Source organism: Orbus hercynius (assembly GCF_003634275.1).
In the GTDB taxonomy this organism is placed as follows: domain Bacteria; phylum Pseudomonadota; class Gammaproteobacteria; order Enterobacterales; family Orbaceae; genus Orbus; species Orbus hercynius.
In genome coordinates this window covers 797065-822330 of sequence record NZ_RBWY01000001.1, presented here as the reverse complement: position 1 = coordinate 822330, position 25266 = coordinate 797065, and the positions used below count along the sequence as shown (strand labels likewise).

General features: G+C 38.4%; 9 protein-coding genes. 5 read left to right on the top strand and 4 right to left on the bottom strand.

Going from position 1 to position 25266, the window contains the following annotated elements; translation table 11 throughout:
• Window positions 1–122: 122 nt before the first annotated feature.
• Both DES39_RS03825 and DES39_RS03820 read left to right on the top strand, forming a co-directional pair.
• Entirely contained in the window at window positions 123–15017 is a 14895-nt protein-coding gene (locus tag DES39_RS03825) for a non-ribosomal peptide synthetase (protein WP_121144421.1), read from the top strand.
• Between the two features lie 56 nt (window positions 15018–15073).
• Window positions 15074–15739, top strand: coding sequence for a 4'-phosphopantetheinyl transferase family protein (locus tag DES39_RS03820; RefSeq protein ID WP_121144420.1), 666 nt, complete (start codon window positions 15074–15076; stop codon window positions 15737–15739).
• 237 nt (window positions 15740–15976) lie between these two features.
• Here the strand turns inward: DES39_RS03820 and DES39_RS03815 are convergent, their stop codons facing one another.
• A complete protein-coding gene (locus DES39_RS03815; protein ID WP_121144419.1) occupies window positions 15977–17275 on the bottom strand; it encodes a serine hydrolase domain-containing protein in 1299 nt (432 codons plus the stop codon).
• A 134-nt stretch (window positions 17276–17409) separates the two neighbouring features.
• On the opposite strand from DES39_RS03815, the gene DES39_RS03810 reads away from it, so the two are divergent.
• On the top strand, window positions 17410–18396 hold the full coding sequence (locus DES39_RS03810; RefSeq protein WP_170143332.1) for a LysR family transcriptional regulator: 987 nt from the start codon (window positions 17410–17412) through the stop codon (window positions 18394–18396).
• Window position 18397: 1 nt separating this feature from the next.
• Here DES39_RS03810 and ppsR read toward each other — a convergent pair whose 3' ends face one another.
• The gene (gene ppsR, locus DES39_RS03805; protein ID WP_121144417.1) at window positions 18398–19222 is read right to left on the bottom strand and encodes a posphoenolpyruvate synthetase regulatory kinase/phosphorylase PpsR; all 825 of its coding nucleotides are present in this window, start codon (window positions 19220–19222) and stop codon (window positions 18398–18400) included.
• Between the two features lie 199 nt (window positions 19223–19421).
• On the opposite strand from ppsR, the gene ppsA reads away from it, so the two are divergent.
• Window positions 19422–21803, top strand: coding sequence for a phosphoenolpyruvate synthase (gene ppsA, locus DES39_RS03800; protein ID WP_121144416.1), 2382 nt, complete (start codon window positions 19422–19424; stop codon window positions 21801–21803).
• Between the two features lie 35 nt (window positions 21804–21838).
• Here ppsA and DES39_RS03795 read toward each other — a convergent pair whose 3' ends face one another.
• On the bottom strand, window positions 21839–22756 hold the full coding sequence (locus DES39_RS03795) for an AraC family transcriptional regulator (protein ID WP_121144415.1): 918 nt from the start codon (window positions 22754–22756) through the stop codon (window positions 21839–21841).
• A gap of 174 nt (window positions 22757–22930) precedes the next feature.
• On the opposite strand from DES39_RS03795, the gene DES39_RS03790 reads away from it, so the two are divergent.
• Window positions 22931–23329, top strand: a complete 399-nt coding sequence (locus DES39_RS03790) for a (R)-mandelonitrile lyase (protein ID WP_121144414.1) — start codon at window positions 22931–22933, stop codon at window positions 23327–23329.
• A 232-nt stretch (window positions 23330–23561) separates the two neighbouring features.
• On the opposite strand, the gene proP is transcribed toward DES39_RS03790, so the two are convergent.
• Entirely contained in the window at window positions 23562–25058 is a 1497-nt protein-coding gene (proP, locus tag DES39_RS03785) for a glycine betaine/L-proline transporter ProP (RefSeq protein WP_121144413.1), read from the bottom strand.
• Between the last annotated feature and the right edge of the window lie 208 nt (window positions 25059–25266).

Below are 25266 nucleotides of genomic sequence, written 5' to 3'. Positions count from 1 at the left end.
TTACATTAGATTACACAATCATTACGATAAAACGACACAATACTTGGATAAACAAACTAGCTTCGCAATTGTTATGGCTAGATTTGTAAAATTATGGATTATTGAAACTGACAGGTAAAAATATGCAAAAAGTAAAATTAACGCCATACCAATCTATTTTTTATTACGAGTGGTTATCAAATCCATCAAGAACAGACTATAATATTGTCGCCGACAATATCATCTCTGGCGAAATCGATTTGCAAAGATTGATGGATAGTTTTGAGAAGTTGATTCACGAACATTTTATTTCTTGCCATACCATTTCAAATCAAGCCGATGGGATATTTTGGCAGCCTAAAGGCCGTACACCAATAAACGAATTGTTTACTTATCATGATTATCCATTAAGCAATGATGAAATTAATCAGCTTGTATCTGCACCATTTGATTTAGAAAATAGCACGCCAGCACGCGTTGATGTGATTAATTTAGGTGAGCAGCGTTATCGTGTTATTTTTAGTTTCCATCATATTATGGTTGATGGTGTGAGCACGCAAGAGTTTTGGACTAAAATTAGCCAAAACTATAATAGCATTGATTATGTTGTTCCAAGTATTGATGAACAGACCAAACTACATCAACAGCTCAATGATACATTTGATGACATAATGGCAAAACAGAAACGGCATATGACAGATTTTTGGCAAAAACAGCTAAAAGAGGTTAAAAATATTGATTTAACTTTCTTAAAATCTCCCAAAATCTCGTCAGATAACTCAAATGAATTCAAGCCTTTTATCACCGAGTATCTATTTAGCTACGATGAACAAATCAATAAAAAGATCAGAACCTTGCGCCGGCAATATAAAATGACAACGTATATGTTTGGTCAACTGGTTTTGGCGCTATTATTACATAAAATGGCTAATCAATCTGATATTCCACTTGTATATCCTATTGTTCTTAATGAAGGGAAAGCATTATTATATGGCGCACATGTCAATACAATCCCTGTCGTTTATCATTTCAAACACCACTCAACATTACAAAGCGTTATTGACGATGTGATAAATTATCATAAAGAGGTTAAGCAAACTGGTGCGAAGTATCTACCCATTTATGACATCATGCAATATGCTGAAAATTCGAATATTCTTGATGTTGCTTTTGTACAAACGTTTTTCAGGGATCACGGACTGAATCTTGACGGCATCGCCGATGAGTGTGTTAATCACGAGTTTCAGATCGATTTATCTAACAAGCTCGTATTTGAGCAAGAAGAACATAATCATCAACTTAATTACCGTGTAAAATTTAATGAGCAGCAATTAGATGGTTCTTTAGTTAAACAATTTATTGCGCTTTATCAATCACTTTTTCTCACATTACTGGATTATTTAACCAGTGATCGTGCTCATGTTGCAATCAACGATATTGAGTTGCTCGATCGAAATGCCTACCAACATCTGGTTTATGAGCTAAATCAAACAGAAAAACCGTATGAACAAGATAAAATTGTTGCTCAATTATTCGAAGAACAATGTCAAAAAACGCCATTCAATACAGCGGTTATTTTTGAACAGACAGAGCTCACTTATGCCGAGCTTAATGCTAAAGCGAATCGATTAGCACATTATCTAAAAGCTGAATTTGATATAAAACCCAATGAGCTAGTTGGTCTTTATCTCGATCGTTCAGAACATATTATTGTCTGCATTTTAGCCATTCTTAAAGCTGGTGGCGCCTATGTACCGATGGATCCCAATGCTCCTGATGAGCGCAATAGCTTTATTATACAAGATGCAAACTTGAAAGCAGTGATAACACTCGGTAATTATGCTAAAAAAATATCAACTCTAGTGGCTGATTTAGCTGTGATCAGTGTTAATTGTTCGCAATTTAACTTGATGTTACACAATTATTCAACTGACAATGTAGCTGTTAACACAACGGTTAACGATTTAGCTTATGCAATTTATACCAGTGGTACGACGGGCAATCCAAAAGGTACGCTAATTGAGCAGCATAATATCAATCGATTGATTATTAATGCCAATTTTGTTGAACTTAATGAATCTGATCGTATCGTTAGCATTGCCGGTTATCAGTTTGATGCTTCAACCTATGAAATTTTTGGTGCTTTACTCAATGGCGCAGCAGTTGTGATTGCAACGAAAGATAATTTCCTTGATTTGGAGAAATTTAATCAATTAATTGAACAACATAACATTACTAATTTCTTTGCTACCGCGACATTTTTTAATACATTAGTTGATGCACAGTTACCTAATTTAGCGCGGTTACGTTGTGTTTTAGCCGGTGGTGAAGCGCTTTCGGCCGTGCACGTTAATAAATTTCTTAAACGCTATCCACACGTAAAATTGGTTAATGGTTATGGCCCAACAGAAACAACAACCTTTGCTTTGACGTATTTGGCAAACCAAAGCCGTTTTGCATTTATGCATAACGTACCAATTGGTAAACCTTTGTCAAATACTACGCTATATATTTTAGACGAAAACTGTCGCCCGGTTCCAAAGGGCTGTATTGGTGAACTTTATATTGGCGGTGCAGGTGTTGGACGTGGATATTTAAACAATCCAGAAATGACAAATAAAGTATTTATCGATAATCCATTTCAGACTGAAGAGCAACAAGCGCGCAGCTATAATAATCGCATCTATAAAACGGGAGATTTGGTGCGTTATTTACCCGATGGTAATGTTGAATATATTGGACGTAATGACTTTCAGGTTAAAATTCGAGGTTTTAGAATTGAATTAGGCGAGATCGAATCTCGTTTAATGACTCATCCTCAAATCAAGCAGGCATTGGTCGTGGCCTTAAATCATGGTGCCGGTCATAAATATCTGGTCGCTTATTACGTAGCTGATAACCCGCTTTTACAAGATGAACTGGCTGATTATTTACAGCAAACGTTACCCGAATACATGGTACCATCGGCATTTGTTTATCTTGAATCGATGCCAGTTAATATTAATGGCAAGATCGATCGTCAGGCGCTACCAGTACCATCATTACAACGTCAAACCGATTATGTTAAACCAACGACCCAAAGTGAACAGCAATTAGTTGCGATTATCGCTGAAATATTGGGACTTGAGCAAACCTCTGTAAGTATTATCGATGACTTTTACCGCTTAGGTGGTAACAGTATTTTGGCGATTAAGTTATCGAGTAAAATCGCACGCGCCTTTAATCGTGCAGTGCGAGTTGCAGATATTTTCACTTATCGCACCGCACAAGCATTAGCCGTATTTATTGATGGTAACAATCAACAACGCCAGTCAATTACAATTATGCCGATTGATAATCCTCAACAACAATTACTGTCTTTTGCACAAGAACGCCTTTGGTTTATTGATTGTTATGAAGGTGGCAGTAATGCGTATAATATCCCGTTAGTCTTTCAATTGTTACCGGGCACTAATATGCGATTTGTAGAGCAAGCCCTACATTCGATTATTGAGCGCCATGAGATTTTACGAACTTTAATTAAAACTAATCAAGCGGGTATTGGGTATCAACACGTTATTGATTTACAGCTCACACCATTTACGCTCAATACGATTGATTGTGCCAATCAAGCCGAACTAGATAAAGCAATTTATGCACATGTAAATCGAGTCTTTTCACTCGCACAAGAATTTCCTATTTCGGTAAATCATTATCGACTGGCAAGTGATAATTACATGAGTATAATTATTCATCACGTGGCTTTTGATGGGTGGTCGACGGATCTGTTTTTCGATGAATTTTTCCGCTTATATCAACACTTTTCAATGTGTTGTGCCGATGATTATGCTCTGAGTACAAATTCTGTTTTAGCGCCAGTTGAAGTCCAGTATAAAGATTTTGCCTTATGGCAACGTGAGTATTTACAAGGTGAAGTCATCGCTGAGCAATTACTGTTCTGGCAGCAACAATTAGCTGGTTTTGAACCACTAAATTTACCTACCGATTATGTTAGGCCGCTGCAAATTGATTATCATGGACAAGATATTCGATTTGAGCTTGATGCTGCTTTGAGTAAGCAAATCCGCTCATTAGCTAATGAGTTAAATGTTAGCGTCTATTCAGTGCTATTGAGTGGTTTTTATTTGTTACTCGGTGCATTTAGTAATCAAAAAGATATTGTAGTTGGTTCACCCATTGCAGGTCGACATTATCAAGGCATTGAAAATACCTTAGGCTTTTTTGTTAATACCTTGGCATTAAGGCAATCGATCGAGCCTAAGGCGTGTTTAACAGACTTTATTTTACAAACCAGCAAGTTAGTTGAACAAGCTCAGTCCCATCAGGATTTACCTTTTGAGCGCTTGGTCGATGCGTTAGCAATTGAGAAAGATGCGTCAAGGCATCCCATTTTTCAGGTTATGTTTGGTGTACAATCATTTGGCTCTTCGGTCAGTCAGGGCGATATTGCTCAGGTAGTTAAATTATATCAAAGTGACAATATTCATCAGTCAGCAAAATTTGATATGACGGTCATGCTCGATGACTCTAAACCGACTATATCAGGCTTATTTAATTATGCAACTAAGTTATATCATGAGCAAACCATACATCATTACATTACGATTTATCAATGTATTTTACAACAGTTTACTCGGCTATGTCAGCGGCAACAACCGGTAGCAGATTTGCGTTTAATTGATGAAAATACTTATCAACGGTTAATTTTTGATTGGAATGAAACCAATCATCCTTATGCGAATAAACACACTATTGCTGAATTAGTTGAACTACAAGTACAAAAAACACCACATAATACGGCGGTGATATTTAATGATATTGAGCTCTCTTATCAACAACTCAATGAGCAAGCCAATCAGCTAGCACATTATTTAAAAGAGACGTTTGATATTAAACCCAATGATTTAATTGGGCTCTATCTTGAGCGTTCAGAACTCATCGTGGTGAGTATTTTAGCGATTCTTAAAGCCGGTGGGGCATACGTGCCAATGGATCCGAATGCACCTGATGTGCGTAACGAGTTTATTATGCAAGATGCGCAGTTAAAAGCTGTATTAACGCAAAGCATTTACAGGGATAAATTAGCTCGATTAATGCCCGACTTAGCGGTTCTTGCACTCAATCAGCGTGATTTTATTGATAATCTACAACGTTATTCGATCGAAAATGTGCAAACAAAAACCACGCCAGCTGATTTAGCCTATGTCATCTACACCAGTGGCACCACAGGAAAACCAAAAGGCACACTAATTGAGCAACACAATATTAATCGCTTAGTGATTAATGCTAATTATACTGAAATTGATTGTAGCGATCGTTTACTGAGTATCTCTGGTTATCAGTTTGATGCTTCGACGTATGATATATTTGGTTCATTGCTTAATGGTGCATGTGTTGTCATTGCTGCTAAAGACGTATTTTTAGATTTGGCGCAATTTGATCAATTAATTTGTGATAAAAAAATCACTAACTTCTTTGCTACGACAACCTTTTTCAATGCACTAGTCGACTATGAATTAACAAACTTGAAGCAATTAAATTATATTTTAGTCGGTGGAGAAGCATTGTCTGCTGTACATGTTAATAAATTTCGTTCGCTTTACCCTCAAGTAAAATTAGTTAATGCTTATGGCCCAACTGAAACGACAACATTTGCTGTAACCTATCTAACAAATCACGCAAAACAACCATTCGATCATAGCGTTCCGATCGGTAAAGCGTTGACAAACACTTCACTGTATATTTTAGATGAATACCATCGCCCTGTACCCATGGGCGCAATAGGTGAATTGTATATTGGTGGCGCTGGAGTTGGGCGGGGTTACTTGCATAATAATGCACTCACCAGTAAAGTTTTTATTCAAAATCCATTTCAAACTCTTGCGGAAAAAGAGCAAGGCTATAATGGCAAGATTTATAAGACGGGTGATTTGGTGCGTTATTTAGCCGATGGCAATATAGATTATATCGGTCGTAACGATTTCCAAATTAAAATTCGTGGCTTTCGAGTCGAACTGACTGAAATTGAGGCGCGTTTGGTTAGTCATCCAGATATTCAGCAAGCAGCGGTGTTAGCATTAAATACCGGTGCGGGTACAAAGTATCTTGCAGCTTATTATGTGGCCAAGCAGCCATTGAATGACGTAAACTTAGTTGCTTATTTACAGCAATCTTTACCTGAATATATGTTACCCGCTGTGTTTATTCATCTTGATGCAATGCCGATGAATATGAATGGTAAAATGGATCGTAAAGCATTACCAATCCCATTATTGACCAATGATGAGAGTTATACTGCCCCTAGCAATGATACCGAAGTGATTTTCTGCCAAACTTTCGCGAAAATACTCGGACTTGATGCCAATACAATCAGTATTGATGATGATTTCTTTAAGCTTGGCGGTGATAGTATCAGCAGTATTCAACTTGCAAATCGAATTAAACAGTCGCTTGGTTATTATTTATCGATAAAAGAGATTTTTAATTTCAGAACCGTAAGAGCGCTGAGTGATTTTGTCAGCGGTAATAAAAACACGCCACCAATCACAATTAAAGCAGAGCAAGGAATACTCGACGGTTCTATGGCACTTGCCCCCATTCAGCAATGGTTTTTTCGTGATGCTGCGCAAGGGAAATTACCTGACTTTGCACATTGGAATCAATCATTTTTGCTGCATGTGCCCGAACTAGATATTGATTTACTTAAGCTTAGCGTTGTTAAGTTACTTGAATATCACGATATGTTACGTATGACTTATGAGCATAGTCAAACACCTTCTTATCAGCCATTACCTGATGAACTTCCCTTTGACGTAGCAAATATTGCGGGATACTCGGCGGATAAAATCACTCAATTACTGACCGATTGGCAAAGCCATTTCAAGTTTAATCAAGGGTTACTGTGTCACATTGGTTATTTAACTGGTTATGCGGATCATTCTGCGCGTATTCATGTTGCGGTGCACCATTTAAATATTGATGCGGTGAGTTGGCGTATCATCAAAGATGATTTACAAACGATTTATCAATTTTTTGTACAACAATCAGTACTTGATCCGTCAATGAGCGCAGAGGCTATTTTAGGTAATAAAGGCACGAGTTATCGGCAATGGGTAAATCAGCAGCAAGATTATTTACCTTTGGCAAATCATGAGCAGGCTTATTGGCAAACGGTATTAGCCGATTTACCTAGCTATCATGAACATATTAATCATTACCGAACCGATTCGCTGTATCACACTAAAATTCAATTATCAAACGTACAAACACAATGGTTACTTTGTCAGGCAAATCAAGCATATGGTACTGAAATTAATGATATTTTATTAACTGCATTAGCCCAAAGCTTGAAGCTAGCGTTTAATTATGATGAGCACTATGTATTATTAGAGGGACATGGACGCGAAGATCTTTTTGATGATATCGATATTAATAATACTGTCGGTTGGTTTACAAGTATGTTCCCCGTTAAGCTTGTCGCGACTAATGATAATGTTGTGCAAAATGTGGCTTCGATTAAGGATTCATTAAGATCGATTCCTCATCATGGTATTGGCTATGGTATTTTAATTGGTTATATTGATCAGGCGCTACCCGCTATCTGTTTTAATTATTTAGGTCAATTTGATAGTTCTCAATCAAATCGTTCTCAACAAATTTGCCAATGGCGATTTAGTGATGAAGAGAGTGGATTGTCAATGTCAAGCCGCAATCGGACTACTGACTTTTTATCACTAAATGGGGCAATTATTGATGAACAATTACAATTCACGATAACAGGCTATGTTAGTGCTGAGCAAGGTGAGCGCTTTTCAATGATATTTAGCGAACAGCTCGCTCATTTGATCCATCAATTAACACAGTGCGATCGTACCTATTTAACACAAGCAGATATCAATCAGATTATTTCACCAATATTATTAAATTCTCTACAAATGGATAGGGAAGTTGAGGCGATTTTTCCGGCTAATAGTTTACAGCAAGGATTCATTTATCATGCTGCCGCTCAAGGTGAGCTAGATAATGCCTACCGTATTCAAATGATATGGGATTACTATAATCCCATAAAAGCGGAGTTGCTTAAACAAGCATGGCAATTAACTCAAGCAAAATATCCAGCACTGCGATTACGTTTTTCATGGGATGAAGAACTGATTCAAATTATCGATAAACAGTCAGGATTTGATTGGCAATTTATTGATCTCAGTGAACTCAACCCAGCGCAGCAATCGTTAAGTATCAATGCGTTAGTCGAGCAAGATGAGCTGATCAGTTATGATTTAACTAAAGGTAATTTGTTCAGAATTTATCTGATTAAGCGTGCTGAAAATGATTTTTGCTGCTTATTTAACAATCATCATGCTATTTTAGATGGTTGGAGTTTACCCATTTTATTAAATGATGTGCATCATAATTACTTGGCGCTGTTAAATCATCAAGTTCTTGCACCTGAGACAGATAAAAGCTATTTAGCTGCGCAGTCATTTTTACAAACTCAGATCCATGAGACGCAATTATTCTGGCAAAACTACCTGAATATTGAATTGGAACAAGAAAATCTAGCAAGCCTACTTAAACCTAACGTGCGTCACATAAATTTAAGTGAACATAAATTAGTTGAAGATCCACAAGAGATCGCAACTGTCTTTAAACCTGAACTTTGTCGTCAGCTTAAAGCATTATGTAAGCATAACGGATTTACCTTGAATGCATTAATACAGTATTGTTGGCATCAACAACTCAGTGTGTTTGGGAATGCAACAACAACCGTAATTGGTATGACGGTATCTGGGCGCAATCTACCGATTGATGGCATAGAAAACTCTGTTGGCTTATATATTAATACGCTTCCGGTCATTTTGACGCACACTAATGATAGCGTAATCGATCACATCAAAAAGTTACAAATACAGATTAACGATGTCAACAATCACAGTAACATCAACTTAATTGAATTACAAAAGGCTGGTACAAGATTATTTAACTCATTATTTGTGTTTGAGAATTATCCTATTTCACAAAGTGATCAAGAGCAGTTGACCTTTGTATTTAAAGAAGGCAAAGAGAAGCTTGATTATCCTTTAGGCGTAGTTGCTTTTGATCGAGATGGTGAGGTCACCGTTAAAATCAAATACGCGGGTGAATTATTTAGCCAATCTGCGATTGAGCGCTTATTACAGGGAATCGTGTTGACTTTGACACAGTTAATTGAAAATCCCACAATTGACATAAAAGCGTTAGATTTACTGACTAAAGCAGAGAAGCAGCAGTTACTTGTTAGCAATAGCCATCATAATATTGTGCCATTTGAGCGGCATAAGTTGGTGAGTGAGTTATTTGAGGAGCAGGTTCAAAAAACGCCTCATCATATTGCGATAGTTTATGAGCAAGTCGCCTTAACATATCAATCGCTTAATGAGCAAGCTAATCAGTTGGCAAATTACTTACGACAGCAAATTATGATATACCCCGATGATCTCATTGCTTTATATCTGGATAAATCACATTATATGATTATCAGTATATTGGCGGTATTAAAAGCAGGGGCGGCTTATGTACCCATTAGTCCAAGTACGCCAGCTGAGCGTATTGAATTAATACTTAATGATACACAGGCTAAAGGCATATTAACTCATGCACATTACCAGACCGATCTATCTGCACTTAATACCGAGAAGAAACCGACGATTATTGCGGTGGATCAGCCAAATGTACTTGAAATGGTTGCACAATGTGATCATAACAACATCGACACTACAACCCAAGCTAACAACCTGGCTTATATAATTTATACCAGTGGTACGACCGGGCAGCCAAAAGGCGTCATGATTGAACATCATGGTATCTCGAATTTAGCTACTGTGCAGCAAGCTATTTTAGATTTAGAACCGGATGAGACAAAGCAAAGTCAGAAAAATGTGCTTTGGTATTCAAACTATATTTTTGATGCTCATGCGTTTGAAATTTATAATGCGTTATTAAATGGGCATAATTTACATATTCTATCCGAATCTAAACGCCTCGATTTTATGGCGTTAGCGCAGTACATTGAGGATAATCGTATCGATTTTGCCTTTATCCCGCCAGCACTACTTGATCAAGACATGGCATTGCAACTGCCCGTTCTGACGGTGGGGGGCGAAGCTATTAGCACGGAATTAGTGCAGCGTTATTGTCAACAAGGCGTTAAACTTATTAATGTTTACGGTCCTAGCGAAACCACCGTGTGGGCCATGGCGCATCACTATCGTAAAGATGATCTCAATACTAATTTAGGGCAAGCAATTTACAATGTCACTTTATATATACTTGATGAGCATTTGCGCCTTGTTCCACCTGGTGTGACTGGCGAACTGTACATTGGGGGAGCAGGTGTCGGTCGTGGCTATCTTAATAATCCTGATAGCACTAAACAATCATTTATTTGTAATCCATTCCAGACGTCTGAAGAGCAAGTTCAAAACTATAATGGTCGAATCTATAAAACGGGAGATTTAGTCCGTCACTTACCAGATGGTAATATAGAATATATTGGACGTAATGATTTTCAGGTTAAAATCCGTGGCTTTAGAATTGAATTAGGTGAAATTGAATCGCGCTTAATTAGCCATCCACAGATCAAGCAAGCTTTGGTTCTTGCATTGAATAATCGAGCTGGAAATAAATACCTAGCAGCTTACTATGTTGCTGATAGTCAGCTTGAACAAGCTGTAATTAGTGACTATTTACAGCAATCACTACCAGAATATATGTTGCCCGCTGCCTTTGTGCATTTACACGCGATGCCAGTGAACATCAATGGTAAAGTCGATCGTAAAGCACTGCCGATTCCCGATTTTGTGATGCAAACAGACTATGTTGCGCCACAGACAAGTACTGAGCTGCAATTAGTGAACGAGGTTTCGACATTATTAGGACTTGATGTTTCGTCCGTGAGTATCACAGATGACTTCTTCCGGTTAGGTGGTAACAGTATTTTGGCAATTAAGTTATCAAATAATATTGCACGCATTTTTGATCGTGCTATACGTGTTGCCGATATTTTTGCCTATCGCACGGTACAGGCATTAGCTCAGTACGTTGATGCTAGTAACGATCAGTGCCAAACCATCACCATCATTCCGGTTGTTGATGAACAAGATCAACGATTATCTTTTGCACAAGAGCGATTATGGTTTATTGATTGTTATGAAGGTGGTAGCAATGCTTATAATATTCCGCTGGTGTTTAAGTTATTACCTAAAACTCAACTCCCTGTCGTTGAACAAGTAATTCAAGCCATTATGCAACGCCATGAGATTTTACGGACCTTAATTAAAACCAATCAAGATGATGTAGGCTATCAACAAGTCGTCAGTTTAGAGCAAATGCCTATAACCATCAATACGATAAATTGTCATAGCCAAGAGGCGCTAGATAAAGCAATTCATTGTCATGTACATCGAGTTTTTGCATTGGCTCACGAGTTTCCAATTTCAGTTAATCATTACTCGTTTGCAGATAATGATTATATGAGTATCGTGATTCATCATATTGCGTTTGATGGTTGGTCTGTAGATTTATTTATTAATGAGTTTACTCACTTATATCGCTATTTTATGCTTATAGCGCAAGGCAATAGTGCCCTTGTTGCAAGTTATAATTTACCCCCAGTTGAAGTGCAGTATAAAGATTTTGCCTTATGGCAACGTAACTATTTACAAGGTAAAGTCCTTGATGAGCAATTACAGTTTTGGCAACAAAAGTTAGCGCATTTTGAACCACTAAACTTACCAACTGATTATGTTAGACCATTGCAAATTGATTACAGTGGGGCAGATGTCGCCTTTACATTTGATGTGAAACTAAGCAAACAAATTCGTCGTTTGGCCAGTGAATTGAATGTTAGTGTCTATTCGGTGTTACTCAGTGGTTTTTATTTACTACTCAGTTCATTTAGTAATCAAAAAGATATTGTGGTTGGATCACCAGTTGCAGGACGACATCATCAAGGCATTGAAAACACGATAGGTTTTTTCGTTAATACATTAGCCTTGCGCCAATGTATTGATCCAAAGACAAGTTTAACTGACTTTATTTCACAAACCAGTCAGTTGGTAGAGCAAGCTCAGGATCATCAGGATCTGCCATTTGAACGTTTGGTTGACGTATTGGCAGTTGAAAAAGATGCTTCTAGGCATCCGATTTTTCAGGTGATGTTTGGTGTACAATCCTTTGGCTCATCTTCGCAAGGTGGTGAAGAGGATAAGCTATTGGAAATTTATAAAAGTGATCATACCCATTATCAAACAGCTAAATTTGATATGACAGTGATGCTAGATGATTCAAAACCAGTTATATCGGGTTTATTTAATTATGCGACTAAACTATATAACCAAGCGACTATTGAGCACTATATCACGGTTTACCAAGGTATTTTGCAGCAGTTTATGAAGATGAAACAGCAACAACAGCCATTGACTGAACTGAGTTTGGTTGATACCGCGACTTATCAAAAATTGATCTTTGATTGGAATAAAACGCGCTGTGATTATCCAACCGATGTGACTGTGCATCAATTATTTGAAAGGCAAGTGCTAAGAACGCCAAATAATTTGGCATTAGTATATGAAAGCGATCGTTTGACCTATCAAGAACTTAATGAACAAGCCAATCAATTGGCTCATTATTTGCGTGAACAATTTGATATTCAGCCCGATGATCTTATCGCATTATGCCTTGAACGCAGTAAATATATGCTAATTAGTATTTTAGCTATTTTGAAAGCGGGCGGGGCGTATGTACCAATGGATCCTAATGCGCCTGAAGATCGTATTGGTTATATGCTCTGTGATACTCAAGCAAAAGTGGTCTTAACGACAGATTTAAGCTATGACAAAGTCAAACCATTAGTCTCAACAGATCAAGCTGCGCTCAATTTGCAATCTCTGCAAACGAGCCGCATGCTTAGTCAATACCCAACGAGTAACCCTGCGCCATGGGCTAAGCCAAAAAATTTAGCTTATGTGATTTATACCAGTGGTACGACTGGCAATCCTAAGGGGGTTATGTTAGAACATCAAGGCGCGGTTAACCGTATTGTATGGATGCATAATGAATATCCCATTACCGAGCAAGACCATATTTTACAAAAAACTAACTATACGTTTGATGTTTCTGTGTGGGAGCTATTTTGGGCCAACTGGTATGGCGCTTGCATTGTATTTGCGCACTCTGAGCTGTATAAAGACAACGTCTATTTGTCTGAGTTAATTGAAAGTGAACAGATTACGGTATTACATTTTGTACCATCTATGTTAGTTGCTTTTGTTGAAACATTAGAAGCTCAGCCTGATTTGCAGCCAAAAGTTCAGGGCTTAAAATACCTGTTTTGCAGTGGTGAGGCACTGAACTTATATGAAGTCAAAAAATGTCAAAAACTGATGCCATCTTGTCAAATTCACAATCTATATGGCCCAACAGAGGCAACAGTTGATGTGCTGTACTACGATTGTAACAACCCTGATATTGCACAAGTCCTCATCGGTAAACCGATTGCCAATACTTCCGCTTACGTTCTCAATGAATTGTTACAGCCAGTGCCGATTGGTGGTATTGGTGAGCTATTTATCGGCGGTGATAATGTGGCAAGAGGCTATTTAAACAATGTGCCATTATCCAATGAACGTTTTATTACCAATCCATTCCAAACTGCTACAGAAAAAGCGCAGCAATATAATGGCCGGATCTATAAAACGGGCGATCTGGTAAGAGCGTTAAGTGATGGTAATATTGAGTATTTAGGTCGTAATGATTTCCAAGTCAAAATTCGTGGTTTTAGAATTGAACTCGGTGAAATTGAAGCGCGTTTAACGCAATATGCCGGTGTTAAGCACAGCATTGTTATTGCGCATGAGCAAGCCTCAGGAAGTAAATTCTTGGTTGCTTATTATTTGGCTGATAACGAGATTGATAGTCCGTTATTACAGGCGCATTTACATGAAACATTGCCCGCTTACATGGTGCCATCGGCCTTTATTCATCTATCTGAGCTCCCAATCACCTCCAATGGTAAGCTCAATCGACGAGCTTTACCAAAACCAGAACTGACCGATAAAGTCGAATACGTTGCGCCAGAAAACAGTATTGAAGTAACATTGACCGAGATATTTGGCAATATCTTGAAGATTGCAGCCCAAGATATCAGTATGCAAGATAGTTTCTTTAAATTAGGTGGCAACAGTATTTTAGCTATGATGCTCAATAACCGTATTAATAATACGTTAAAAATCAAATTACGTTTGGTTGATATTCTCTCCGTCAGAACGATTCGTGAATTGGCAACTAAAATCGCCACAGCTCAGCAGCAATTTAATCCAATTGTTGAGTTTAATATCGCTAACGATAAACCCAAAATGTTCATGATTCATCCAGGTTTAGGTGGATGTGATGTATATATGTCATTGGCCAATAAATTATCAGCAAAATATAGCTGTTTTGGTGTGGATTCTTATAATTTGTATCACGACGATCGCATTGATGATCTTAAGGTTTTGGCACAATATTACCTTGATTATTTGGATAAAGTGGTTAAAAAAGGTGAACCAATTACCTTGCTTGGCTGGTCACTAGGCGGCAACATTGCTTTAGAAATGGCAATCCAGCTTGAAAGTCGGGGTATTAAAAATATTAAAATCTATCTGTTAGATACTTGGTTATTAAATCCGGGCGATTTGAATGCTGATGTCAGTCCAATTGATCTTAATGACGTCAAAAATCGATTTAATATACCTGAACATCTAAGTGATAAGTTGGAGTCAATGGTTCGAGTGGACAATAAGCTCGTTACTCAACATTTATCGGCGAAGCTGAAAACTAGCCAAATTGTCTTTTTTAAAGCCAAACACACACATCGGAGCCATGAGTTATCACAAAAATATACTTTGAATAACATCGATACTTATTTGGATAACCTGTCGCAGCTAAAATGGATAGAGATTGATTGTGATCACTATACCATTTTAGCGAAGGAGCTAGATATTATCGAACATATACGATAATAACAAACTCGCCCCTAGATACCTTAGCGGTAGAAGGGGGCGAATTGTGAAATATAATGAATTATATTTATAGCCTCAATATTAGCGAGTTAAATTGGTCAGATGTTCGTGCTCAACTAAAGATACTCAGTATCAGTGAGCAACATGATCTTGAACAATTTAAATTCGAGCAAGATAAGTGCCGAGCGTTAGTTGGTAAACTGCTGTTGTTGTATGTATTACAGCAACATGAGCACTATCGAGCAAAACTACTACCGAAGATTGGTTATGGTGTGTATGGCAAACCGATGATTGCTCGTATGCAAGGACACTTTAATATTTCTCATGCGCAAGATTGGGTTGTTTGTGCTTATAGTGACAATAGTATCGTTGGGATTGATATTGAACATCAAGTGACGATTAATCTTGATGACTATCAAGCGATGATGACTCCCCGTGAGTATCAACGCGCGATCACTAATCCTGATTTTGATTTTTTCCAGTTATGGACCTTAAAAGAGGCCGTAATAAAAGCCACAGGACAAGGATTCTTTCTATCACCGACTACTTTTGAATTACCATACCCATTCCAAAACAATGATTATGTACACATTGAAAGCCAAGATTGGTTTTTATTCAGTCAACGTTTTACACCTAATTATACTTTATCACTGGCTTCATCACGCCCAATTACAGGTAAAATTCATTGTATTTCGCTTGCATTAGACGCTATTAGCCAATAAAAGAAGATTTTTTGTTACGTTGTCACGATTTTGTGGCGGTTATTAACCCGACTTATTTTCAGCTTTTACTCCCGAGGTTCAACATGCGCCTTTAGTTGGCTTGCATACTGACGATATTTTTTGCATGAACTTGGCTATAGTAACGCAAAGATTAAGCAAATGAAGCAAGAGGGTGCAATATAATGACAACAAGCCACGGTTTAACAGCAATCGCGGCTTGATGAATTGACGATCAAATTATTGGAGTTTAGCAGCAATCGAATTAAACATGAGTGCCGATTCTAATGGCTGAGCACTAAATGATGGCTCAGCTTTTGGCCAGGTTGACCACTGCACGATAACCAAATTTTCGACTTGATTGACCATAATCATTTGACCAAAAATCCCTAATGCCCAAAGGGTATCACTACTTTTGAGTACGTTAGGATTGGTGGTGGTTAAGTTAGCCGGAATACGATTATTCCACCACTCATAACCATAAGAGCCGTCTGGATGACTTGGCGTGATAGAGTTTTCGGCTTGATTCCATGTTCTTGCTTCTTTAACCCAATGGTCTGGTAAAATTTTTGTGCCATCTGGTAAAGTGCCATCACTTGCAATAAATAAGCCAAATTTACCCCAATCTTCTAACACCGCATTAAAACCATGTGCACCAACATCGTGTTGACCTTTTTCATAACTATGCCAAACCCCATCGTGCACCATCCCAAATGGTTGCCAGATTTTTTCTTGTAGGTACTGAGCGACTGATTCACCAGTAGCTTTTTCGAGTGTATCGCCTAGTAACCAAGCGCCACCAGAAGAGTATGACCACGCCTCTCCCGGTTTAGCGTAGGCTTTGCGCTCAGGCGATTTGACTAGCGCATTAACACATTGATAAGCCTGATCCGTTGCTTCACACTGGGTTAATTTTGCAAAGTCAGAATTAGGATCAGTATAATCTTCACCCCATTCGACGCCCGATGTATGTTGTAGTAACTGACGAATGGTGACGTTTTCCCATGCGGTGCCTTTAACATCTGGATTATATTTGATCACTAAATCATCAAGAGACTGAATTTTACCCTCTTTCAAAGCAATGCCGACCAGTGTTGAAATCACTGATTTACCAACAGAGCGAGAGGTCCAAAGTGTTGTGTCGTTATTCCCCTTGCCATAATATTGCCACACAATTTGGCCATTTTTAATCACCATCATGCCCGTGACATCATTGCGTTTAATGTAGTCAGTGAGTGTATATTGCTTGTCATCGTAATGATAAACCACTGTTGATAAATCTTGTATCGCACGCGCAATAGGCTTAGCTTGATCGCCAGCTTTAAAGACATCACCCGTGTATGAGCGGTAATCATTACGAAAACCAATAACCCGATCTTGCTGATTCCAAGTTAACATATCTTTAACCGCTGGTGGATTTTGATCGACTACCGTAGGGCAGTTTAAGTTTTCCACGCCACAAGTGGTACTACCGGTTGCTGCATTCGCTTGCCAAGCCATCATTAAGCATAACACCAGTGTACTATTTTTTAATTTCATTTTTACCCACCATCAATTTCAATTTTAGTCATTGTTCACCGCTCGGCAACACCAACCTTAAGGCCGATGATTAAACGGCTATCCCATTATTCAAACTAAATACAAATAAATGATTAAATTTATTGGTCATGATCATGGTAAGAAGGATTGTATTTTTTTTCAAATCCGTTAATGTGGGGAAACCCATCATTATTTTAATGGTTGTTGTGATGTCGCAGATTCATTTTACTGTCGCGCAAATTGAAGCTTTTGTGGCCGTTTGTGAAACCAATAATGTGCTATTAGCAGCGAAAAAATTACACAAAAATCGCACCACAATTAGTGAATTAATTAGTACGCTTGAAATCAATTTAGGTTATGAGCTGTTCGTCCGCTCTAAAAAACCATTAGTCTTAACCGACGAAGGCAAACAGCTCTATACACAAGCGTGTCTATTTTTACAACAGGCGCATATTTTTGATCAATTTGCCATGCAATTACCTAAGCAGATGAAGCAAACTTTGACAATTTGTTATGATTGTTTTATTCCTAGCGCGTTTATTAAACAGTTGATAGCATTTTTTGCTCAGCAAAATATGGAGTTAAATCTACTCAATATTGATCGACAACAAGCGGAGCTGCAACTGTTGGCTGAAAAAGCCGATATTGGCATATACCCAGCGGTTAACCGCATGATTAATGCCGAGTTTCAATGGTATGCCTTGGGGGCAATTGAACTTGGTATTTACGCTCATCAGGATTTTTTTGCTAAAAAAATAGCGCGCGTTTCATTACTGGAGCTTGCCTCTAGCAAGCAATTGATCCCCTTTGCTGGCTTACCGCAGCAATTAAGCCAAATGATTAAAGTCTCCGACAAGTTACAAATCATCACCAATATTGAATTATTAAAGGATCTCATCAACGAAAAGCAGGGCTGGAGTATGTTACCAACCCATTTATTCACTAATGCGTATAAAAAAGTCTGTCGCTTTGATAGTGAGCAGTGGGATAAAGGCGCAATATTAAATATTGTGGCGATCTGGAAACCAACGACCAATGGCCAATTAGCGGCATTGATTCAGCAACTGGCACAGTTGTATACTCAAACACGGCAAACGACCCGTTCAAATTCTGGCGAATAGATTAGCTGCGCCGAGATAAATTTTTCATTTGCATAATTGCGGCGGCTAACTCTTCAACCGAGCGGTTAGTGGTCGATAAATTAGGAATATTATAACGTTTAAATAGCGATTCAGCCGTTCTAACTTCAAAATCACAATTGAGTGGATTGGCATATTTGGAATGCGGTCGACGCTCTTCGCGGATACGACTAAGGCGCTTATAATCAATGGTTAATCCAAACAGTTTATCGCGGTATGGCGCGATCATCTTCGGAATTTGATTATGATCTAAATCATCTTGCGTCAGCGGATAGTTAGCCGCCAAAATACCATACTGCAGCGCCAAATATAAACAAGTGGGTGTTTTCCCTGAGCGTGATACACCAATTAAAATAATATCGGCGGCATGATAGTTCTTTTCAGTAATACCATCATCATTACTTAAGGCAAAATTGACTGCTTCCATTCGTTCATCATAGCGCCTTTCATCGGCAATGCCGTGGGTTAATCCCGCAATCATTCGCGCTCTCATGTTTAACGCTTGTTCTAACGGCGGCATAAAAGTGCTAAAAAAGTCCATATGAACAATATGGTCATGATGATCAAACAGGGCTCGAAGCTCGGGATTAACTAGACTTGATATCACAATCACTTGCTGCTGAGTTAATGAGGCAATGATATTAATTTTATTTAATACCGCGTGAGATCGCTCAACTGAATCGACAAAGGGTACGGTAAAGCAATCAAGTGCCACACCTTCAAATTGATTAAGCAAGGAGTGGCCTAAATTCTCAACAGTGACACCGGTACGATCAGAAATAAAAAAAACGGTTCGTTTGCAGTCCATTATAGATCCTAAATAGAGCAGTTATAAAAGTCGGTGGTATGGTATTTAACTTTCTAATATAACATATTGATTTTTGTTGTGGCTTGAACATCTTATTCAAATTAAATAATGTGATCTTGCTCACGTAATCGTCATGAGCTTGCTGAATACCTTGTTAATATTTTCTAGAATGCCTAGTCGATTAAATAGGAGAAATATTATGGTTATGCAGAACGTAATTTGGTTTAACGAGTTATGCAAAGACGATGTTGAAAGTGTTGGCGGGAAAAACTCTTCATTGGGTGAAATGATTAGTCAACTCTATTCAAAAGGGGTGCAAGTTCCTAATGGTTTTGCGACAACCGCTGCTGCATACCGCGCTTTTTTAGCGCAAGATGAGTTAGATAAACGTATTGCATCACTCCTAAGCACGGTTAATATTGATGACGTGAATCAACTGGCAAACGCAGGTAAACAAATCCGCAACTGGATTATGCAAACTGAATTTACGGTTGAATTTGAGCGTGAAATTCATGAAGCATGGCATACTATGCAAGCCGATTATGGCAATGATTTTTCAGTTGCTGTGCGTTCTTCAGCAACGGCTGAAGACTTACCTGATGCCTCTTTTGCCGGACAACAAGAGACGTTTTTAAATATTCGTGGGATTGATAATTTAAAAGAAGCAATCAAGCATGTTTTTGCTTCGCTGTATAATGATAGGGCCATCTCGTACCGTGAACATCAACATTTTGATCATGCGCAAGTGGCGTTATCCGTTGGTGTGCAAAAAATGGTACGCAGTGATATTGGCGCCGCTGGCGTGATGTTTACCATGGATACTGAATCTGGCTTTGATAAAGTGGTATTTATTACTTCAGCTTATGGACTGGGCGAAACAGTGGTACAAGGCGCTGTCAATCCTGATGAATTTTACGTACATAAAACGCTTTTAAAGCAGGGTTATCCTTGTATTTTACATCGTGGTTTAGGGTCTAAATTATTAAAGATGGAATTTACGGACGCTGGTGCTGCCAATAAATCGGTTCAAACAGTGGATGTTGATGAAGCCTTACGTGGTCAATTCTCAATTAACGATGAAGATATTTTACAACTTGCTCGTTATGCGCAAATCATTGAAGACCATTATGGTCAGCCAATGGATATTGAATGGGGTAAAGATGGCCATGACGGCAAGCTTTATATCTTACAAGCAAGACCTGAAACCGTAAAATCACGAGAATCAAAAAATCGCCTGACGCACTATCATGTCAAAAATAAGTCAGAGGTTGTTTGCCAAGGACGAGCAATCGGTCAAAAAATTGGTCAAGGTAAAGCAAAAATTATCCATGATATTCGTGATATGGATAAGATTTTATCTGGCGATGTGCTGGTGACGGACATGACGGATCCGGATTGGGAACCGATCATGAAGAAAGCCTCAGCGATTGTGACCAATCGAGGTGGTCGAACTTGCCATGCGGCAATTATTGCACGTGAACTGGGTATTCCTGCCATTGTTGGATGTGGTAATGCAACGGCTACTATCAAAGAAGGTGATCTCATTACGGCATCATGCTGTGAAGGCGATACTGGCCTTGTGTATAAAGGCATTCTTGATATTGAAAAAACGCAAATTGATCTTGGTACTATGCCAGAAATACCATTGAATATTTACATGAATATTGGTAATCCAGAGCTTGCTTTCAATTTCAGCCAGCTACCAAACCAGGGGGTTGGCCTGGCAAGAATGGAGTTTATTATCAATAAGCAAATTGGTATTCACCCCAAAGCATTGCTAGAATTTGATACTTTACCTGCTGATTTGAAAGAAGCGATTAGTGAGCGTATTTCGGGGTATGCTTCTGCCCGTGATTTTTACGTGCAAAAATTAGCAGAAGGTATTGCGATGATTGCCGGTGCATTTTACCCTAAGCGGGTGATTTTACGTACCTCTGATTTTAAGTCTAATGAGTATGCGAATTTGATCGCCGGTCCATTATATGAACCGCATGAAGAGAATCCAATGCTTGGTTTTAGAGGCGCTGCGCGTTATGTTTCACCATTTTTCAAACCATGCTTCGAGCTTGAGTGTGAAGCGATCAAAATTGTCCGTAACCAATTAGGCTTAAAAAATCTGGAAATTATGATCCCGTTTGTTCGCACCGTGAGTGAGGCTGCTCAAGTGAGTGATATTTTAGTCGCAAATGGCCTTGAACGTGGCAAAGATGGTTTACGCGTAATGATGATGTGTGAGCTGCCTGCCAATGCGGTGCTTGCTGAGGAATTTTTAACTTACTTTGATGGCTTTTCTATCGGCTCTAATGATATGACTCAGCTGACACTTGGTACCGATCGTGATAGTGGTGGGCCTATTGCTGCCACATTTGATGAACGTAATCCAGCGGTTAAAGCGATGCTATCTATGGCGATTAAAGCGTGTAAAAAACACAACAAATACATTGGTATTTGTGGTCAAGGGCCATCAGATCATCCAGACTTTGCCCAGTGGCTAGTTGAACAAGGAATTGATAGCTTATCACTTAACCCTGATACGGTCATTGATACATGGTTATTTATTGCTAACTCAGCACATTCATAAAAAACTACTATAGAGTCAGGACGTTTTCTGGCTCTTTACCTGTTAACCACCTGCCTAACTCGCATAATATCGCTATGTGGCGGTGCGTTAAATAATCGTTTATATTCTCGATTGAATTGCGTAATACTTTCATAACCGACAGCCAATCCAGCTTGGTTTGCCGTATTATTTTCAGATAACATTAAACGACGGGCTTCGTACAGACGCAATTTTTTTTGATACTGTAGCGGCGTAAGCGTGGTGACGTATTTAAAATGCCGATGAAAGGTGGATAGCGCCATATTGGCTTGTTGGGCTAATTCTTCAACAACAATGGGCTGTTTATAGTGTACTTTAAGCCAATTAATCGTTTTCGCAATATGATGGCTTTGGGTGCCAGCAGTATTAATTGAACGTAACTGCTGACCAAATGGTCCTATCAGTAACAGATAATGAATCTCTTTGATAATGAGCGGTGCTAAAGCAGCAATATGCTCAGGTGTTGCTAATAGTTGTATCAAGCGTACAAAGGCACTGAGTATACCCAGTTCCACTTTAGTGACTAACATACCTTCAAAAGGCTGAGGTGGTATTAATGAAAGCTGCGGAAAATCACTAATTAATTGATTAATGATATCTTTATCTAGATATAGCGCTAGTGATAAAAATGGTGACTGAGGCGACACATCAGTCATGGTATTGATAGCCGGTACATCAACCGCCGTAAGAAGACAATCGCCAGCCTGGTAGCTGTACTGCTTTGAACCAATTAAAGAGAGCTTAGAACCTTGTACAATGATGGATACCATCGGTTGATAAAAGCAACTCGAACATGGTTGTGCTTCATCTCGACGAAACAGACTTAAATTGTCAATTGGCGTGGTATAATCAGTTGTTTTAGTCAGGTAGATCAACATGAGTTGCTTTAACTGATGATTAATGGCATATAACTCGGGTTGCAAAGGAATGATCATGACTTACTCCGCCAAAATAGCAATAAAACTGACGATTATATTAACAGATAATGGTTCATGGTAATAACAGTTTGAGATAATTAGGCAAAAATCTGGTCTTTTTGTCTCTATTATATTAGATAAATTTTAACTACAGTAATTCATATTATTAATCAACATGAGCATTCACATAATATGAACATCATTCATAATGATCAGCACCATTCTGCTACCGGGCCGGATGAGTGGTTTACCGGTACAGTCAGAATTGATATGCCATTTAGTCAACACACGCCAGGTACCGTAAGTGGCGGCAGTGTGACGTTTGAACCAAGAGCAAGAACTGCATGGCATACTCATCCATTAGGGCAGATATTGATTGTGACAGCCGGTTATGGCTGGGTACAAAAATGGGGCGAGGCCAAGCAAGTAATTCAGCCCGGTGACGTTGTGATTATTGCCGCTAATGAGAAACACTGGCATGGTGCTAGCGATCAACAATTTATGACGCATATTGCCTTACAAGAGGCACAACATCAACAAGTAGTGATATGGCTTGAAAAAGTCACTGATGCCCAATATCAAGGTAAATAATGAATAAGTGACTTAAAATACAAATGAGTATCAGTAAGTTACGCTCATTTTTGATATACAAATAGTTATTTTAATTATATTGGAAAAATCAACTCGCATACATCATTAGCAAGAAAAGATTACGCGGTAAATAAAGATGCCCTAACTAAATTTATCATCTAGTTAGGGCATTATTTTGCATTAATCGAATAGATTGGATAATGCGAGCCATTATTCAAGTGCTACGACTTTGTTAATTAATTTTTGGATGCTGATCAATCAGATTTTGACGCTTTTCTTGCAGCTCTTTAATTTGTTCATCAACCACATCAATACGTTGCTCAATATTATCAAAGTGTTCCGATAATATTTCTTTCGCCTCACTGCGATCAGATGCAGCCGGTAGTGCACCTTTTAGTGGTTTGTTTGCGGTCTCTTTCATTTTTAGTCCAGTGATTAATCCAATCACGGCGATAAACATCAGATAGTAAGCGGGCATGTACAAGTCGCCACTTTCCTCAACTAACCAAGCCGCGACAGTTGGAGTAATCCCCGCAATTAAGACTGCAATATTAAATGAAATAGCCAACGCGCTGTAACGCACATTGGTTGGAAAAATTGCTGGTAAAATAGATGCCATTACACCAATGAAGCAGTTGAGTAATACCGCTAAAATTAATAATCCTAAAAAGATAAAACCAACCATATCACTATTTATCATGATAAAGGCAGGGTAAGACAATAAAATCAAGCCAACACTACCAGCAATGATAAATGGTCTACGACCGACTTTATCACTAAATAAACCAATAAGGGGCTGGACAAACAACATGCCGACCATAATTGCGATGATAATAAGTACACCATGATCGGTACTGTAATTAAGATTATGTGATAGGTAACTTGGCATATAGGTAAGTAGCATGTAATAGGTAACATTCGTCACAACAACTAACCCGGTACAAATTAAAATGCTATGACCATATTTTGCCATGAGCTCTTTTACAGATAATTTCGGTTGATCAGGTTTATCTGCATCATTTTTAGCTTCATTTTCCATATGCTGCTGAAAAGCGGGAGTTTCTTCTAAGGCATTACGTAAGTAAAGTCCAATAATACCTAATGGTAATGCTAAGAAAAACGGAATACGCCAACCCCATTCATAGAACATAGCATCACCAAGTAGGCTTGATAACAGAACCACTAATCCTGCACCTAATAAGAATCCAGCAATTGAACCAAAATCTAACCAGCTCCCCATAAAGCCACGTTTGCGATCGGGTGAGTATTCTGCGATAAAGACCGCCGCGCCTGAGTATTCGCCGCCAATCGAGAAACCTTGAACCAATTTAGCTAATAGTAATAAAATCGGCGCCCAAATACCAATGGTGACATAACCAGGAATAAGACCAATACAAAAAGTACTTAACGCCATAATAATTATCGTCATCGATAATACTTTTTGTCGACCAAATTTATCACCCAGAAGACCAAATACTACCCCACCCAATGGGCGCACTAAAAACGGAATCGAAAATGTTGCTAGGGCAGCAATCATTTGAATGCTAGGTGAAGCTGTAGGGAAGAACACGTGACCTAATACATAGGCTAAAAAGCCATACACACCAAAATCGAACCATTCCATTGCATTACCTAAGGCGGCTGCAGTAATGGCTTTTTTAAGTTTACTATCATCAATAATAGTAATGTCGTTAATATTTAACGGTTTAGTTTTAATTATTTTTTTCAAAAGGGATACCTCACTAAAATATTATTCAAATTTTGATCGATGAGACCATTTTATGATCTGTGTTATAAACAAAATGTTAGGATGCTAAAATCATTTACTCAAACGTAAAATTCTGGTTATATTTTTTTAATTCACGGATGTTATAAATTGAAGCCGATAAAAACGAACAACTAGCCAGTGTAATAATGGCGAAAAAAGAGTGGGTATA

Bases quoted from the DNA above. Each gene is read 5' to 3' on its own strand.
- DES39_RS03790 (WP_121144414.1), top strand. From the start codon at position 22,931: ATGAACATCATTCATAATGATCAGCACCATTCTGCTACCGGGCCGGAT.
- DES39_RS03810 (WP_170143332.1), top strand. From the start codon at position 17,410: ATGGTAAGAAGGATTGTATTTTTTTTCAAATCCGTTAATGTGGGGAAA.
- DES39_RS03815 (WP_121144419.1), bottom strand. From the start codon at position 17,275: ATGAAATTAAAAAATAGTACACTGGTGTTATGCTTAATGATGGCTTGG.
- DES39_RS03825 (WP_121144421.1), top strand. From the start codon at position 123: ATGCAAAAAGTAAAATTAACGCCATACCAATCTATTTTTTATTACGAG.
- ppsR (WP_121144417.1), bottom strand. From the start codon at position 19,222: ATGGACTGCAAACGAACCGTTTTTTTTATTTCTGATCGTACCGGTGTC.
- DES39_RS03820 (WP_121144420.1), top strand. From the start codon at position 15,074: ATGAATTATATTTATAGCCTCAATATTAGCGAGTTAAATTGGTCAGAT.
- ppsA (WP_121144416.1), top strand. From the start codon at position 19,422: ATGGTTATGCAGAACGTAATTTGGTTTAACGAGTTATGCAAAGACGAT.
- DES39_RS03795 (WP_121144415.1), bottom strand. From the start codon at position 22,756: ATGATCATTCCTTTGCAACCCGAGTTATATGCCATTAATCATCAGTTA.